Origin of the sequence: Neobacillus sp. WH10 (genome assembly GCF_030123405.1) — a bacterium.
GTDB lineage: Bacteria > Bacillota > Bacilli > Bacillales > Cytobacillaceae > Neobacillus.
The window spans coordinates 24844-39145 of record NZ_CP126110.1 but is presented as its reverse complement, the minus strand read 5'-3'; the positions used below and the strand labels follow the sequence as shown (position 1 = coordinate 39145).

The following is a 14302-nucleotide window of genomic DNA, read 5'->3' as shown; positions in this document are numbered from 1 at the left end:
TAGACAAGATAACCAGCATAATATTGCTGCGCTCCGCCCTTTTCCCACGAAAAAAAGCCTTATATTGAAGGCTTTTTTTCTGCTAATTTTGCTTCTACAAGCTGCATCGTTTTTTGAAAAACCTCATCCACTGTACCGGAAGCATCAATCCGCACAATTCTATGTGGAAAACGTTCCATTAATAGGTGATATCCCTCTCTTACTTTTTTGTGGAAATCAAGATCCTCTAAATCCAGTCGGTTAATTTCTCGCCCTTTATTTTTATTAATCCGCTTTAACCCTACCTCTGGTTCAATATCAAAGTAGATTGTCAGTTCAGGCATGAAGTCCTCGATTGCAAATTGATTAATCGTAAACACCTCGTCCATTCCTAACCCCCGTGCATAGCCCTGATATGCCAATGAACTATCAACAAACCGATCACATAAAACAACTCTTCCCTTGTCTAATGCCGGCTTTACCTTTTCAATTAAATGCTGTCTCCGTGCTGCTGCATAAAGCAGTGCTTCAGTTCGGGAATCCATTGCCGTATTTCCTTTATCTAAAATAACTCTGCGAATTTGCTCAGCTATTTCAATCCCGCCTGGTTCCCTTGTAAGAAGTACATTGTTAAGCTCTTGGGCTATCAATTTAATAATCGTTGTCTTGCCCGCTCCATCCGGTCCTTCAAACGTAATAAATGTTCCGCTGCTCATTAAAATATACCCTCCAAAATGTATGTTTCTTAAGTTGTACTAAATATCTTTATCCTACCTTTTTTTATCGTGGAGCCACCTTGAAACCTTGCCCCGGATTGTAACAGTCGATTAAGCCGGTTAAGTTTTTCCCCTGTTATTCTCTCGCCCTTTAATAATAATGGAACCCCCGGTGGATAGGGGATGATCGTTTCCGCACAAGTAAATCCCGCTGCTTCAGTAATAATTACCTCTTTCACGGTTAGGCTTACCATATCTTCATAGGGAATAGCTAGCTCAGAGATCTTGTAACGATCCATTATGAATTCTTCCTTCACTTCGAAAAAAGACAAACCTAAAAGAGCCTTTTGTATTTTCTTTGCTGCCTCTTGGAATGGATAACGCTGCCCATCCTTCAATAATGGCAAAATAAATAACACATTATTTGGATCTGCTAGTTCTGTATAAATCCCTGACTCTTCTAATCTCTTTTGGAGCTCAAATCCGTTTAGCTCACATCTTGATTGAATAGTAATTTTTAGCAAATCACCATGGTTTAGTGGAAAATCTAGCACTTTAATCGTTGGAATTTTAGCTAATTCCTCTTTAAAGTGCTTAATTTCAGTAAGCAAAAAAGATAAATCCTTTTGTTCATATGTACCTAAGTAATTCCTTGCTAAATCCAGTGATGCCATTATTGGGTACGATGGGCTGCTGGATTGGAATACTTCAAGGTATTCCTTTACCTTCTCCATGTTGATCAAGTCACTATTAACATGTAAAAAAGAACCCATTGTCATTGCGGGAAGTGTCTTGTGTGCTGATTGAACGATCATATCTGCACCTAATTGAACAGCTGATGCTGGAAAAGGTTCCCCTACGATGAAATGAGGTCCATGTGCTTCATCAACCAATACAGGAATATGATGATGGTGAGACAGATGAATAATTTCTTGTAAATCATAGGTCATTCCATAATAGTTGGGATAAGTCAAAATGATGGCTTTTGCGTCTGGATATCGGTTGATAGCCTGTTTTACCGTTTCCACACTAACGCCTGCTGCTATTTTCCACTCCTGATTAAATTCCGGCTCTAGGAACACTGGCCTTGCTTTCGCTAATTTAAGAGCATTTAACACAGACTTATGACAATTTCTTTCTACAAGGACTTGTGTCCCTTCCGAGCAGGCCGCCATAATCATCGCAAGGTTACCTACTGTTGAACCATTCACAAGAAAAAAACTTTTTTTCGTGTGATATAAATCAGCTAAAAGCATTTCCGCTTCCAATATCGCCCCTTCAGGCGAATGGAGATCATCTAAACCCGATAACTCTGTGGCATCAATTTTCAATAGTTTATTAAAAAAATGATCTTCATCTGATTGATCAATTAATCCATATTTATGTCCAGGGACATGAAAAGAAATTGGCTCCTTGTTTACATGTTTCATTAATGCTTCGTATAAAGGTTTTTTCCATTGAGTGTTCATATTTTATCTTCCTTATTAGAGTCTTATCTATTTTAACAAAAAACGATAGCCTTTCCTATTTTTCGTAAAAAAATAAAGCCCTTAGGGTGAAACTTCAATCAGTGGGGATTATTTTCCACCACTAATTGTTAGTTAAACCAATCGGGCTTTTACGGGCAGTTGCCTCCCCGCTTATTCTATTTAGTTCCTTTAAATTTTTGGAGGGGGTCCCTATTGCCTGTTAATACACTATCAAAGGACTTTTTAGGAAAAAATTTCTGGGTTTGTTATTTTTTTTAGCTGTTTTAGAAAATATTTATATTTTGGATCATTTGTATCAGTTTGAATTAAATCATTTTCACATTCTGTACAAATAAAAGAAGTGTATAGATGTATGCCTTTTGGTTTTAGATTCTCACAAATAACGCACGTTTCCACATAATGTTTATGTGCTAAAAATGAACTCAATCCCTCCACCTCCATACACCCATTCTGTCCTTAATTTTTAATTTGTATACAATTTTTCGAATTCTCTTTCGCCATTAATATAGTATGTCGTAATCTTCAATTGGGTGTATGTCTATAAATGTTTTCTTAATAAACACTTCGTACTTTTTTACTTGAAGTTTTCACTTTACTGATAAAAAGTAAAAGGACAACCTTTTCAGGTTGTCCTTTGATATGCCTGGCAACGTCCTACTCTCACAGGGACAAAGTCCCAACTACCATCGGCGCTGAGAAGCTTAACTTCCGTGTTCGGTATGGGAACGGGTGTGACCTTCTCGCCATTATTGCCAGACTATTTTTGCTTGAGGTTTCATTCCCTCAAAACTAGATAATGCAGAAGAAGTGTTGTAAAAACGAGTTCGCTTTAAAACTTGGTTAAGTCCTCGATCGATTAGTATCAGTCAGCTCCACATGTCGCCATGCTTCCACCTCTGACCTATCAACCTGATCATCTTTCAGGGATCTTACTAGCTTGACGCTATGGGAAATCTCATCTTGAGGGGGGCTTCATGCTTAGATGCTTTCAGCACTTATCCCGTCCGCACATAGCTACCCAGCGATGCCTTTGGCAAGACAACTGGTACACCAGCGGTGCGTCCATCCCGGTCCTCTCGTACTAAGGACAGCTCCTCTCAAATTTCCTGCGCCCACGACGGATAGGGACCGAACTGTCTCACGACGTTCTGAACCCAGCTCGCGTACCGCTTTAATGGGCGAACAGCCCAACCCTTGGGACCGACTACAGCCCCAGGATGCGATGAGCCGACATCGAGGTGCCAAACCTCCCCGTCGATGTGGACTCTTGGGGGAGATAAGCCTGTTATCCCCGGGGTAGCTTTTATCCGTTGAGCGATGGCCCTTCCATGCGGAACCACCGGATCACTAAGCCCGACTTTCGTCCCTGCTCGACTTGTAGGTCTCGCAGTCAAGCTCCCTTGTGCCTTTACACTCTACGAATGATTTCCAACCATTCTGAGGGAACCTTTGGGCGCCTCCGTTACTCTTTAGGAGGCGACCGCCCCAGTCAAACTGCCCACCTGACACTGTCTCCCACCCCGATTAGGGGTGCGGGTTAGAATTTCAATACAGCCAGGGTAGTATCCCACCGACGCCTCCACCGAAGCTAGCGCTCCGGTTTCTACGGCTCCTACCTATCCTGTACAAGCTGTACCAAAATTCAATATCAGGCTACAGTAAAGCTCCACGGGGTCTTTCCGTCCTGTCGCGGGTAACCTGCATCTTCACAGGTACTATAATTTCACCGAGTCTCTCGTTGAGACAGTGCCCAGATCGTTACGCCTTTCGTGCGGGTCGGAACTTACCCGACAAGGAATTTCGCTACCTTAGGACCGTTATAGTTACGGCCGCCGTTTACTGGGGCTTCGATTCAGAGCTTCGCTTGCGCTAACCCCTCCTCTTAACCTTCCAGCACCGGGCAGGCGTCAGCCCCTATACTTCGCCTTGCGGCTTCGCAGAGACCTGTGTTTTTGCTAAACAGTCGCCTGGGCCTATTCACTGCGGCTCTTCGAGGCTATGAACCCCAAAGAGCACCCCTTCTCCCGAAGTTACGGGGTCATTTTGCCGAGTTCCTTAACGAGAGTTCTCTCGCTCACCTTAGGATTCTCTCCTCGCCTACCTGTGTCGGTTTGCGGTACGGGCACCTTTTATCTCGCTAGAGGCTTTTCTTGGCAGTGTGGAATCAGGAACTTCGGTACTATATTTCCCTCGCTGTCACAGCTCAGCCCTTGCGGTAAGCGGATTTTCCTACTTACCAGCCTAACTGCTTAGACGCGCATATCCAACAGCGCGCTTACCCTATCCTCCTGCGTCCCCCCATCACTCAAACGATAAAGAGGTGGTACAGGAATATCAACCTGTTGTCCATCGCCTACGCCTTTCGGCCTCGGCTTAGGTCCCGACTAACCCTGAGCGGACGAGCCTTCCTCAGGAAACCTTAGGCATACGGTGGATGAGATTCTCACTCATCTTTCGCTACTCATACCGGCATTCTCACTTCTAAGCGCTCCACCAGTCCTTACGGTCTAGCTTCAACGCCCTTAGAACGCTCTCCTACCACTGACACCTACGGTGTCAATCCACAGCTTCGGTGATACGTTTAGCCCCGGTACATTTTCGGCGCAGAGTCACTCGACCAGTGAGCTATTACGCACTCTTTAAATGGTGGCTGCTTCTAAGCCAACATCCTGGTTGTCTAAGCAACTCCACATCCTTTTCCACTTAACGTATACTTTGGGACCTTAGCTGGTGGTCTGGGCTGTTTCCCTTTTGACTACGGATCTTATCACTCGCAGTCTGACTCCCACGGATAAGTCTTTGGCATTCGGAGTTTGTCTGAATTCGGTAACCCGATGAGGGCCCCTAGTCCAAACAGTGCTCTACCTCCAAGACTCTAACTACGTGAGGCTAGCCCTAAAGCTATTTCGGAGAGAACCAGCTATCTCCAAGTTCGATTGGAATTTCTCCGCTACCCACACCTCATCCCCGCACTTTTCAACGTGCGTGGGTTCGGGCCTCCATCCAGTGTTACCTGGACTTCACCCTGGACATGGGTAGATCACCTGGTTTCGGGTCTACGACCACATACTCATTCGCCCTATTCAGACTCGCTTTCGCTGCGGCTCCGTCTCTTCAACTTAACCTTGCATGTAATCGTAACTCGCCGGTTCATTCTACAAAAGGCACGCTATCACCCATAAACGGGCTCTAACTACTTGTAGGCACACGGTTTCAGGAACTATTTCACTCCCCTTCCGGGGTGCTTTTCACCTTTCCCTCACGGTACTGGTTCACTATCGGTCACTAGGGAGTATTTAGCCTTGGGAGATGGTCCTCCCTGCTTCCGACCGGATTTCACGTGTCCGGCCGTACTCAGGATCCACTCAGGAGGGAACGAAGTTTCAACTACAGGGCTTTTACCTTCTATGACGGACCTTTCCAGGTCGCTTCATTTACCCCGTTCCTTTGTAACTCCATGTAGAGTGTCCTACAACCCCAAGAGGCAAGCCTCTTGGTTTGGGCTATGTCCCGTTTCGCTCGCCGCTACTCAGGGAATCGCGTTTGCTTTCTCTTCCTCCGGGTACTTAGATGTTTCAGTTCCCCGGGTATGCCTTCAATACCCTATGTATTCAGGTAAAGATACTGTTCCATTACGAACAGTGGGTTCCCCCATTCGGAAATCTCCGGATCAAAGCTTACTTACAGCTCCCCGAAGCATATCGGTGTTAGTCCCGTCCTTCATCGGCTCCTAGTGCCAAGGCATTCACCGTGCGCCCTTTCTAACTTAACCTAAAAGGTTTATTTCTCTATTAAAAATAGAGAGAAAACTAAAATGGCGATTACTCGATGTTTACTTTGCTTCTTCTTACGATTATCTAGTTTTCAAAGAACGAATTTTGGTGGAGCCTAGCGGGATCGAACCGCTGACCTCCTGCGTGCAAAGCAGGCGCTCTCCCAGCTGAGCTAAGGCCCCGTTATGGAATATGGTGGGCCTAAATGGACTCGAACCATCGACCTCACGCTTATCAGGCGTGCGCTCTAACCAGCTGAGCTATAGGCCCCCACAACGAAATATAATGAGAATTTGCACTCTCAAAACTAAACAAACAATAAACAATCAAACAAACTATTTTTGTCTGGCTCATACGTCCAGCTTGTATCCTTAGAAAGGAGGTGATCCAGCCGCACCTTCCGATACGGCTACCTTGTTACGACTTCACCCCAATCATCTGTCCCACCTTAGGCGGCTGGCTCCTTACGGTTACCCCACCGACTTCGGGTGTTACAAACTCTCGTGGTGTGACGGGCGGTGTGTACAAGGCCCGGGAACGTATTCACCGCGGCATGCTGATCCGCGATTACTAGCGATTCCGGCTTCATGTAGGCGAGTTGCAGCCTACAATCCGAACTGAGAATGGTTTTATGGGATTGGCTTAACCTTGCGGTTTCGCAGCCCTTTGTACCATCCATTGTAGCACGTGTGTAGCCCAGGTCATAAGGGGCATGATGATTTGACGTCATCCCCACCTTCCTCCGGTTTGTCACCGGCAGTCACCTTAGAGTGCCCAACTGAATGCTGGCAACTAAGATCAAGGGTTGCGCTCGTTGCGGGACTTAACCCAACATCTCACGACACGAGCTGACGACAACCATGCACCACCTGTCACTCTGTCCCCCGAAGGGGAACGTCCTATCTCTAGGATTGTCAGAGGATGTCAAGACCTGGTAAGGTTCTTCGCGTTGCTTCGAATTAAACCACATGCTCCACCGCTTGTGCGGGCCCCCGTCAATTCCTTTGAGTTTCAGCCTTGCGGCCGTACTCCCCAGGCGGAGTGCTTAATGCGTTAGCTGCAGCACTAAAGGGCGGAAACCCTCTAACACTTAGCACTCATCGTTTACGGCGTGGACTACCAGGGTATCTAATCCTGTTTGCTCCCCACGCTTTCGCGCCTCAGCGTCAGTTACAGACCAGAAAGCCGCCTTCGCCACTGGTGTTCCTCCACATCTCTACGCATTTCACCGCTACACGTGGAATTCCGCTTTCCTCTTCTGCACTCAAGTCCCCCAGTTTCCAATGACCCTCCACGGTTGAGCCGTGGGCTTTCACATCAGACTTAAAGGACCGCCTGCGCGCGCTTTACGCCCAATAATTCCGGACAACGCTTGCCACCTACGTATTACCGCGGCTGCTGGCACGTAGTTAGCCGTGGCTTTCTGGTTAGGTACCGTCAAGGTACCGGCAGTTACTCCGGTACTTGTTCTTCCCTAACAACAGAGCTTTACGACCCGAAGGCCTTCATCGCTCACGCGGCGTTGCTCCATCAGACTTTCGTCCATTGTGGAAGATTCCCTACTGCTGCCTCCCGTAGGAGTCTGGGCCGTGTCTCAGTCCCAGTGTGGCCGATCACCCTCTCAGGTCGGCTACGCATCGTCGCCTTGGTGAGCCGTTACCTCACCAACTAGCTAATGCGCCGCGGGCCCATCTGTAAGTGTCAGCCGAAACCGACTTTCAGCTTTTCCTCATGTAAGGAAAAGGATTATCCGGTATTAGCTCCGGTTTCCCGAAGTTATCCCAGTCTTACAGGCAGGTTGCCCACGTGTTACTCACCCGTCCGCCGCTAACCAACAGGAGCAAGCTCCTATTGGTTCGCTCGACTTGCATGTATTAGGCACGCCGCCAGCGTTCGTCCTGAGCCAGGATCAAACTCTCCAAGAAAGTTGATTAGCTCATAAAATAAAACGTTGGCTTAGTTTCGATAAGAAACTAATAGTTATTGTTTGTTGACGTTTTTGTTTGTTTAGTTTTCAAAGAACAAATGTCTCTATCGCCTAAAAGCGACTTTATTATCATATCAAGTTATCAACTGAAAGTCAATAACTTTTTTATTTAATCCACATCGTCTTGGTGACGACTTTTAATATATTACAGCATTCTATATGATTGGTCAACCTATTTTAAATAATTTTTTTAAAATGTAAAAACCGCTGATTTTCAGCGGCTTGTGTACAACTAGATTACCCATTGTTGGATGGCTACTAAAGCGAATAAACCCGGAATGCCAAGAAAGCCTGAAACGGCTGATGTCGCAAAATTAATGGGGACGTGGATTCCGTACCGATTCCCAGCCGCATTTAAGAAAAATAAAAAGAGTGCGCCAATTAAAAATTTAATGGCTGCTTGGCCTACAAAACTGACAGGCTTAACCGGAGCTCCAGAGAATAACAATAATAGTATAAGTCCGCCTAAAATAGATATAACAATAATTGGTTCCAAAAAAAGCTATCCCCCTTCTATAGTCACTTTACTTACAACATATGTACAAGTTGGTAAGAATAGACCTATCGAAAAGAAATAGCTTAGTTCTTATCTTAATATGGTTACATTGCGTTGTTTTGCTTCTTTTAACAGGAAAATATATTTGGCTTCTGCTATCTTCGTTTGGCAAATTACTTCTTCGGAAGGGTCAAAGCTTTTTTCCAAAAGCAGTTTTTCTTGCTGCCAATGAACTTTATATCGATTTAACTGTGTTAACAGTTTGTCATCATACTCTTTTCGAAGCCGCCCTTTACGCCGAAAAAACATGGTTGATTCCTCCACAATTCCGCTTTAATCTTATACTTCTCTTCGGCCTTCTAAAGCTTTGGATAAGGTTACCTCGTCCGCATACTCAAGGTCTCCGCCAACCGGCAACCCATGAGCTATTCTCGTTGTCTTAATCCCTGATGGCTTTAACAAACGGGAAATATACATTGCCGTTGCTTCCCCTTCAATATTAGGGTTTGTCGCGAGAATCACTTCCTGGACGACTTCATCCTGAAGACGCTTTAGCAAATCAGGGATATTTATATCCTCAGGCCCAATCCCATCCATTGGGGAAATCGCACCGTGTAACACATGGTACAATCCATTGAATTCCTTCATTTTTTCCATCGCAATAACATCTTTTGGATCTTGAACGACACAAATGATGCTCTTATCCCGGCGCTGATCTTCGCAAATATAACATGGATCTTGATCCGTAATATGACCACAAACAGAACAATAGGTAAGATTACGTTTCGCATTCACAAGTGCTTTTGCAAAATCAAGCACAGTGTCTTCTTTCATACTTAATACATAAAAGGCAAGACGTGAAGCTGTTTTAGGACCGATTCCAGGCAGCTTCATAAAGCTGTCAATCAGCTTAGAAATTGGTTCAGGATAGTGCATTTCTTTTTTCCCCTTTAAGAAAAGCAAGGGTGCCTGACACCAAAGGATGAAACACCTTAAGCTCTTAAGCACCCCAGCTACTTTGTTTTAAAATGGTAAATTCATACCTTTAGTAAACTGCCCCATTGTATTGTTTGTTAACTCATCTGCTTTTTTAAGCGCATCATTTGTAGCAGCAAGAACAAGATCTTGAAGCATTTCAACATCATCTGGATCAACTGCCTCAGGTTTAATTTGTACATCTACCACTTCTTTATGTCCTGTTACGATCACCGTAACCATTCCGCCGCCGGCAGTTCCCTCAATCTTTTGCTGGCCTAATTCCTCTTGGGCCTCCGCCATTTTCTTTTGCATTTTTTGCATTTGCTTCATCATATTTTGCATATTTCCCATTCCACCACGCATATTACGTTTACCTCCAATTTTTTAGATAAATTAATATAACCTTTAACTTTGATAACTGTCTAGCTCCTAGCAATTAGTGTACTTCGCTAAACGGCCGATGCCGTTTTTCTAGTCGACTATTTCCACAAATTCATCGCCAAATAATTTCTTCGCCTCGGTAATATGAGGTTCTTCTTCCTTAGCGGGTCCGCTGATTTCTCCTTCTTCGCCATGCTGACTGTTCAAGAAGCTTTCACGAATCGGTAACCATTGGTCTTCAGGGACACCTAGGATTAAAAATCTTTTGCCGGTTAATTTATATAAAGCGGCGATCACGGCTTCAACAAAATCATTTCGATTCATTGCCATTTGACAAATCATTTCATGCTTAAATTTAATAATAAAAGCATCAGCTGAAGCTGCAATCGGCTCAGCATCATTTAACAAGGCGGCTTGCGATTTTAAAAGACCTTCCCTCATTTCGCCCCAATTTGCTTTAATGACATTTAAATCACTCTTTGTTGCTTGCTTTAACACTTCGTTTATTTTTCCAACCGCCGGCTGAAATGCCTTTTTAGAAGACTTTTGTGCAGGTTTTTGCGGTTTCGGGGCGACGTCTTGCTCTGATGCTGTAACGCCATGTGCCTTTAAGTACTGTAGTTCATTTTCAAGCTGTTCAATTCTTGATAGTAATTGGTCAATATGTGCCGGCTCTGTATGATCCGATTGTTTTACTTCCATTTGACAAAGCTTTACAACCGCTACTTCGAGAAAAATTCTAGGGTGATTTGTCCAGCGCATTTCTTGTTGTGTCTTGTTTAACAGGTCAATAAGCTGATAGATCTGTCCCGTAGGGATCGTTTCAGCCATCTGACGAAACTCATCATCAAGCATGACTCTTTCAAGCGATTCTTCTAGATTTGGGGCTGTTTTATAGAGCAGCATATCCCGGTAAAATAAAATCAAATCCTCAATGAATCGTGTTGGGTCCTTTCCATGAAACAAAAGTTCGTCAAGCGCTTCTAAACCGCTGGCAACGTCACCCTCCTGAAAGGCATGCGCTAATTTATTCAGGAATCCTTGTGAAACAGAGCCTGTGACGGTTAGGGCATCTTCAACCGTGACACGATCCTGACTGTAGGAAATCGCCTGATCTAATAAACTTAAAGCGTCCCGCATACCACCTTCCGCGGCACGGGCAATCATTTGCAGTGCACGCTCATCGCAATCGACGCCCGTTTCTTCTACGATTAACTTCATACGATTCACAATCGCTCCTGCGGTAATGCGTCTAAAGTCAAAACGCTGACACCTTGAAATAATCGTTAACGGGATTTTATGAGGTTCTGTTGTTGCTAAAATAAAAATGACATGCTTTGGCGGTTCTTCTAAAGTTTTTAGCAAGGCATTAAAAGCGCTAATGGATAGCATATGCACTTCATCAATGATGTAGACTTTGAAGTTCACGGCAGTTGGAGCGAATTTGACTTTATCAAGAACATCTCTCATTTCTTCCACTCGAGAGTTGGATGCAGCGTCAAATTCTAACACATCCGGAATAGTGCCATTTGTAATCCCGCGGCAAGCCGCACATTCGTTGCACGGTTCGGACACCGGTGCACGCTCACAATTGATCGCCTTTGCTAATATTTTAGCCGCACTTGTTTTACCTGTTCCTCTTGGTCCGGAAAAAAGATAAGCATGTGAGATCTTTTGTTGAAGCAGGGCGTTTTGCAATGTCTTGGTCACATGTTCTTGTCCTACTACATCAATAAAGTTTTGAGGCCGCCAAACACGGTATAAAGCTTGATAAGACAAAAGGACACCGCCCCCTTCAAAATTTTTCATCTTTTCTATTATAACGTATCTATTTTATTTTTTACAAAGTGTATTCGTCCCAGTTCGCAAAAAAACTCACCTCAATTTCTGAGATGAGTTAATTTATGTAATATAACTGCCGTGCACCTTCCTTCGACTGACGCCCATAAGCGTTACTTAAGCAGTTAGCTCGGCCCAGGCAACCCTGCGGCACATGGGAGCGTCCACTTAATGCTGCTTCCTTCCGGACCTGACATGGTTCATGGATTCCCATTGCGCAGGACCAGGGCGTCAACACCACTTACTTAAGGCAGACCCTACAGGACATCAGCCTCAGGAAGGGATTCAGTCTCGCTAGAGCGGATTGCGAGTACAGGGCACCGCTACCTCCCCACCTAGCACGGCAAAGTTGATACCAAAGTTTAGCGCGCCTTTATCTGACGCCTCTCTAATATACAACCATTCTAAAAAAAAAGCAATCTTTATCAGTTGTAAATTATTGTAAGTTTTCTGGCAGTGTTTGGGTTCTCCGTTGTTTCTCCAATTTTTTTCTTTCTCTTATTTTTCGAAAAAAGTCTGAGAGCATTTGCCCGCACTGCAATTCTAATACACCTTTTGTTACTTCACTTTGGTGATTGAAGCGCACGTCCTGTAACAGATTCATAAGTGTACCGGCACATCCGCCCTTTGGGTCACTGGCCCCGTAAACAACTCTTTTAACCCTTGATAAAATAATCGCCCCTGAACACATCGGGCATGGCTCTAGTGTGACATACAAGGTTGCCTCTTCAAGCCGCCAAGAGCCTGTTTCCCGGCAAGCTTGGTCGATAGCTAAAAGTTCAGCGTGAGCGAGTGCGTTTTGCTCACTTTCCCGTAAATTATGGGCCCGGGAAACGATATTTCCGTCCAGTACCAACACCGCTCCGATTGGAACCTCATTTAATTCCTCGGCCTTCTTCGCTTCCTTTATTGCTTCATTCATAAAATACACGTCTTGGTTATGATTAAGTTCCATGTTAAAACCGCCTTTACAGCCCCTATTGAAGACCTTTCTTCCTGTTTTTTCTTCGTTTCGGTCGCTTATTACCCTTATTGGTGACCGTTCTTACTTTTTCTTCCACATGTTAAAAACGGCCATTCATCCAAGTAATCACGAAATTTACCAACATTATATCATTTATCCATCCCTGCCTTCATAAAATAGCGGTAGCGTATGTTTGCGGGGAGGGATTTTGGATGCAAATCCATGTGATAAAAGTCAATGAATCGTTAACCACTATCGCAAGGACTTATCATACATCCGTTAAAGACATCATCGAGGCAAATGAATTACCGAATCCAAATAATCTAGTTGTTGGACAATCGATTGTCATTCCCATTATTGGTCATTTTTATTTCGTACAACCGGGGGATTCTTTATTCTCCATCGCAAGAAAGTTTGGTGTCTCTTATCAGGAGCTTGCTAAAATCAATCGAATTAACGTAAACCAGCCACTCAATGTCGGGTTTCGGCTGTATATTCCCCAGGCTCCAAAAAGAAATGCAGAGTTCAATGCCTACGTTGAACCGCGCGGCACTACGGTCGCCCCAGTGTTAGAGAGCAGTGCCCGTGAGGCCGCACCATATCTAACGTATTTAGCCCCTTTCAGCTTTCAGGCGCGCCGTGATGGCACCTTGAAAGAGCCGTTACTGAATAACTTCCCTGCGATCGCTAAAGCCAACCGTAACGTCCTTATGATGGTCATTACCAATCAGGAGAAAGATCAATTTAGTGATGAACTCGGACGAATCTTATTAAACGATATGGCAATTCAAGATAAATTTCTCAATAATATCGTCGAAACGGCCAAAAAATACGGATTCCGTGACATCCATTTTGACTTTGAATTTATACGTCCCGTCGACCGCGAGGCTTATAATAATTTTTTACGAAAAGCGAAGCAGCGCTTTAAAAACGAAGGTTGGCTGATGTCAACCGCGCTTGCTCCGAAAACAAGTGCAACGCAAAAGGGAAAATGGTATGAAGGTCATGATTATAAAGCCCACGGGAAAATCGCTGACTTTGTCGTGATTATGACCTATGAATGGGGCTACAGCGGCGGACCTGCAATGGCGGTTTCCCCCATTAATCAGGTTAGGAAGGTTTTGGAGTATGCGATCACGGAACTACCATCGAATAAAATTCTCATGGGACAAAATCTCTATGGCTATGATTGGACACTCCCATTTGTTCAAGGGTCAGTAGCAAAAGCGGTAAGCCCCCAACAGGCCATCCAGCTGGCAGCAAGTCACCATGTACCGATTCAATATGATGCAAAAGCACAAGCACCGTTCTTCAAATATACGGCAGAAGATGGCAAGCAGCATGAAGTTTGGTTCGAGGATGCCCGCTCCATCCAGGCTAAGTTTGACTTAATCAAAGAGCTGAATCTTAGAGGGATGAGCTATTGGAAGCTAGGTTTGTCCTTCCCGCAGAACTGGCTATTAATCGTGGACAATTTCAATGTAACAAAAAGACCAACCTAAAAAAGCGGAAGCGCCTTGATCAGCCCCGATATAGGGAGAATTATCGACTGGCAAGCACAACGAAGCCTGAGATTATTCTCCCTTAATGGGTACAGAATGAGATAGTTTTTTCTATAGCCAAGCATAAGATAAGCTAATACGAAGGTTGCTTTATAATCTTCTTGCCGGATTGATTGAAAGGTGGAGGCAACTGTTTT

The 14302-nt window shown here is 44.5% G+C and carries 10 protein-coding genes, 2 tRNA genes, 3 rRNA genes and 1 other RNA gene; 1 reads left to right on the top strand and 15 read right to left on the bottom strand.

Features of this window, described 5'->3' with window-relative positions; genetic code table 11:
- Positions 1–59 precede the first annotated feature (59 nt).
- The 15 genes from tmk to tadA all read right to left on the bottom strand — a co-directional run bounded on the left by tmk (position 60) and on the right by tadA (position 12594).
- Complete coding sequence (tmk, locus tag QNH20_RS00185) at positions 60–695, bottom strand: dTMP kinase (protein ID WP_283920984.1); 636 nt, start codon at positions 693–695, stop codon at positions 60–62.
- A gap of 29 nt (positions 696–724) precedes the next feature.
- Positions 725–2164: an aminotransferase class I/II-fold pyridoxal phosphate-dependent enzyme gene (locus QNH20_RS00180; protein ID WP_283920983.1), complete on the bottom strand. Its 1440-nt coding sequence runs from the start codon at positions 2162–2164 to the stop codon at positions 725–727.
- A 243-nt stretch (positions 2165–2407) separates the two neighbouring features.
- On the bottom strand, positions 2408–2626 hold the full coding sequence (locus QNH20_RS00175) for a sigma factor G inhibitor Gin (protein WP_283920982.1): 219 nt from the start codon (positions 2624–2626) through the stop codon (positions 2408–2410).
- A 200-nt stretch (positions 2627–2826) separates the two neighbouring features.
- Positions 2827–2942: ribosomal RNA gene (rrf, locus tag QNH20_RS00170) — 5S ribosomal RNA — on the bottom strand.
- 79 nt (positions 2943–3021) lie between these two features.
- Positions 3022–5957 (bottom strand): 23S ribosomal RNA (locus tag QNH20_RS00165).
- Positions 5958–6064: 107 nt separating this feature from the next.
- A tRNA-Ala gene (locus tag QNH20_RS00160) sits at positions 6065–6140 on the bottom strand.
- A gap of 11 nt (positions 6141–6151) precedes the next feature.
- A tRNA-Ile gene (locus QNH20_RS00155) sits at positions 6152–6228 on the bottom strand.
- A 105-nt stretch (positions 6229–6333) separates the two neighbouring features.
- Positions 6334–7883 (bottom strand): 16S ribosomal RNA (locus QNH20_RS00150).
- The 16S, 23S and 5S rRNA genes sit together here with 2 tRNA genes alongside, the layout of an rRNA operon.
- 294 nt (positions 7884–8177) lie before the next feature.
- Entirely contained in the window at positions 8178–8441 is a 264-nt protein-coding gene (locus tag QNH20_RS00145; RefSeq protein WP_283920981.1) for a pro-sigmaK processing inhibitor BofA family protein, read from the bottom strand.
- A gap of 90 nt (positions 8442–8531) precedes the next feature.
- Positions 8532–8750 (bottom strand): YaaL family protein, encoded by a 219-nt coding sequence (locus tag QNH20_RS00140; RefSeq protein ID WP_283920980.1) that lies wholly within the window; start codon positions 8748–8750, stop codon positions 8532–8534.
- Between the two features lie 30 nt (positions 8751–8780).
- The gene (gene recR, locus QNH20_RS00135; RefSeq protein ID WP_283920979.1) at positions 8781–9377 is read right to left on the bottom strand and encodes a recombination mediator RecR; all 597 of its coding nucleotides are present in this window, start codon (positions 9375–9377) and stop codon (positions 8781–8783) included.
- A gap of 87 nt (positions 9378–9464) precedes the next feature.
- Complete coding sequence (locus QNH20_RS00130; RefSeq protein ID WP_283920978.1) at positions 9465–9782, bottom strand: YbaB/EbfC family nucleoid-associated protein; 318 nt, start codon at positions 9780–9782, stop codon at positions 9465–9467.
- A gap of 108 nt (positions 9783–9890) precedes the next feature.
- Positions 9891–11579: a DNA polymerase III subunit gamma/tau gene (gene dnaX, locus QNH20_RS00125; protein ID WP_283920977.1), complete on the bottom strand. Its 1689-nt coding sequence runs from the start codon at positions 11577–11579 to the stop codon at positions 9891–9893.
- 139 nt (positions 11580–11718) lie between these two features.
- Positions 11719–11983, bottom strand: an RNA gene (gene ffs / locus QNH20_RS00120) — signal recognition particle sRNA large type.
- 92 nt (positions 11984–12075) lie between these two features.
- The gene (gene tadA / locus QNH20_RS00115; RefSeq protein ID WP_283920976.1) at positions 12076–12594 is read right to left on the bottom strand and encodes a tRNA adenosine(34) deaminase TadA; all 519 of its coding nucleotides are present in this window, start codon (positions 12592–12594) and stop codon (positions 12076–12078) included.
- A gap of 221 nt (positions 12595–12815) precedes the next feature.
- Between tadA and QNH20_RS00110 the strand changes: the two genes are divergently transcribed.
- Entirely contained in the window at positions 12816–14105 is a 1290-nt protein-coding gene (locus QNH20_RS00110; protein ID WP_283920975.1) for a LysM peptidoglycan-binding domain-containing protein, read from the top strand.
- The last annotated feature ends 197 nt before the right edge of the window (positions 14106–14302 follow it).

Bases quoted from the DNA above. Each gene is read 5' to 3' on its own strand.
- tmk (WP_283920984.1), bottom strand. From the start codon at position 695: ATGAGCAGCGGAACATTTATTACGTTTGAAGGACCGGATGGAGCGGGC.
- recR (WP_283920979.1), bottom strand. From the start codon at position 9,377: ATGCACTATCCTGAACCAATTTCTAAGCTGATTGACAGCTTTATGAAG.
- tadA (WP_283920976.1), bottom strand. From the start codon at position 12,594: ATGGAACTTAATCATAACCAAGACGTGTATTTTATGAATGAAGCAATA.
- QNH20_RS00130 (WP_283920978.1), bottom strand. From the start codon at position 9,782: ATGCGTGGTGGAATGGGAAATATGCAAAATATGATGAAGCAAATGCAA.
- QNH20_RS00175 (WP_283920982.1), bottom strand. From the start codon at position 2,626: ATGGAGGTGGAGGGATTGAGTTCATTTTTAGCACATAAACATTATGTG.
- QNH20_RS00110 (WP_283920975.1), top strand. From the start codon at position 12,816: ATGCAAATCCATGTGATAAAAGTCAATGAATCGTTAACCACTATCGCA.
- QNH20_RS00140 (WP_283920980.1), bottom strand. From the start codon at position 8,750: ATGTTTTTTCGGCGTAAAGGGCGGCTTCGAAAAGAGTATGATGACAAA.
- QNH20_RS00180 (WP_283920983.1), bottom strand. From the start codon at position 2,164: ATGAACACTCAATGGAAAAAACCTTTATACGAAGCATTAATGAAACAT.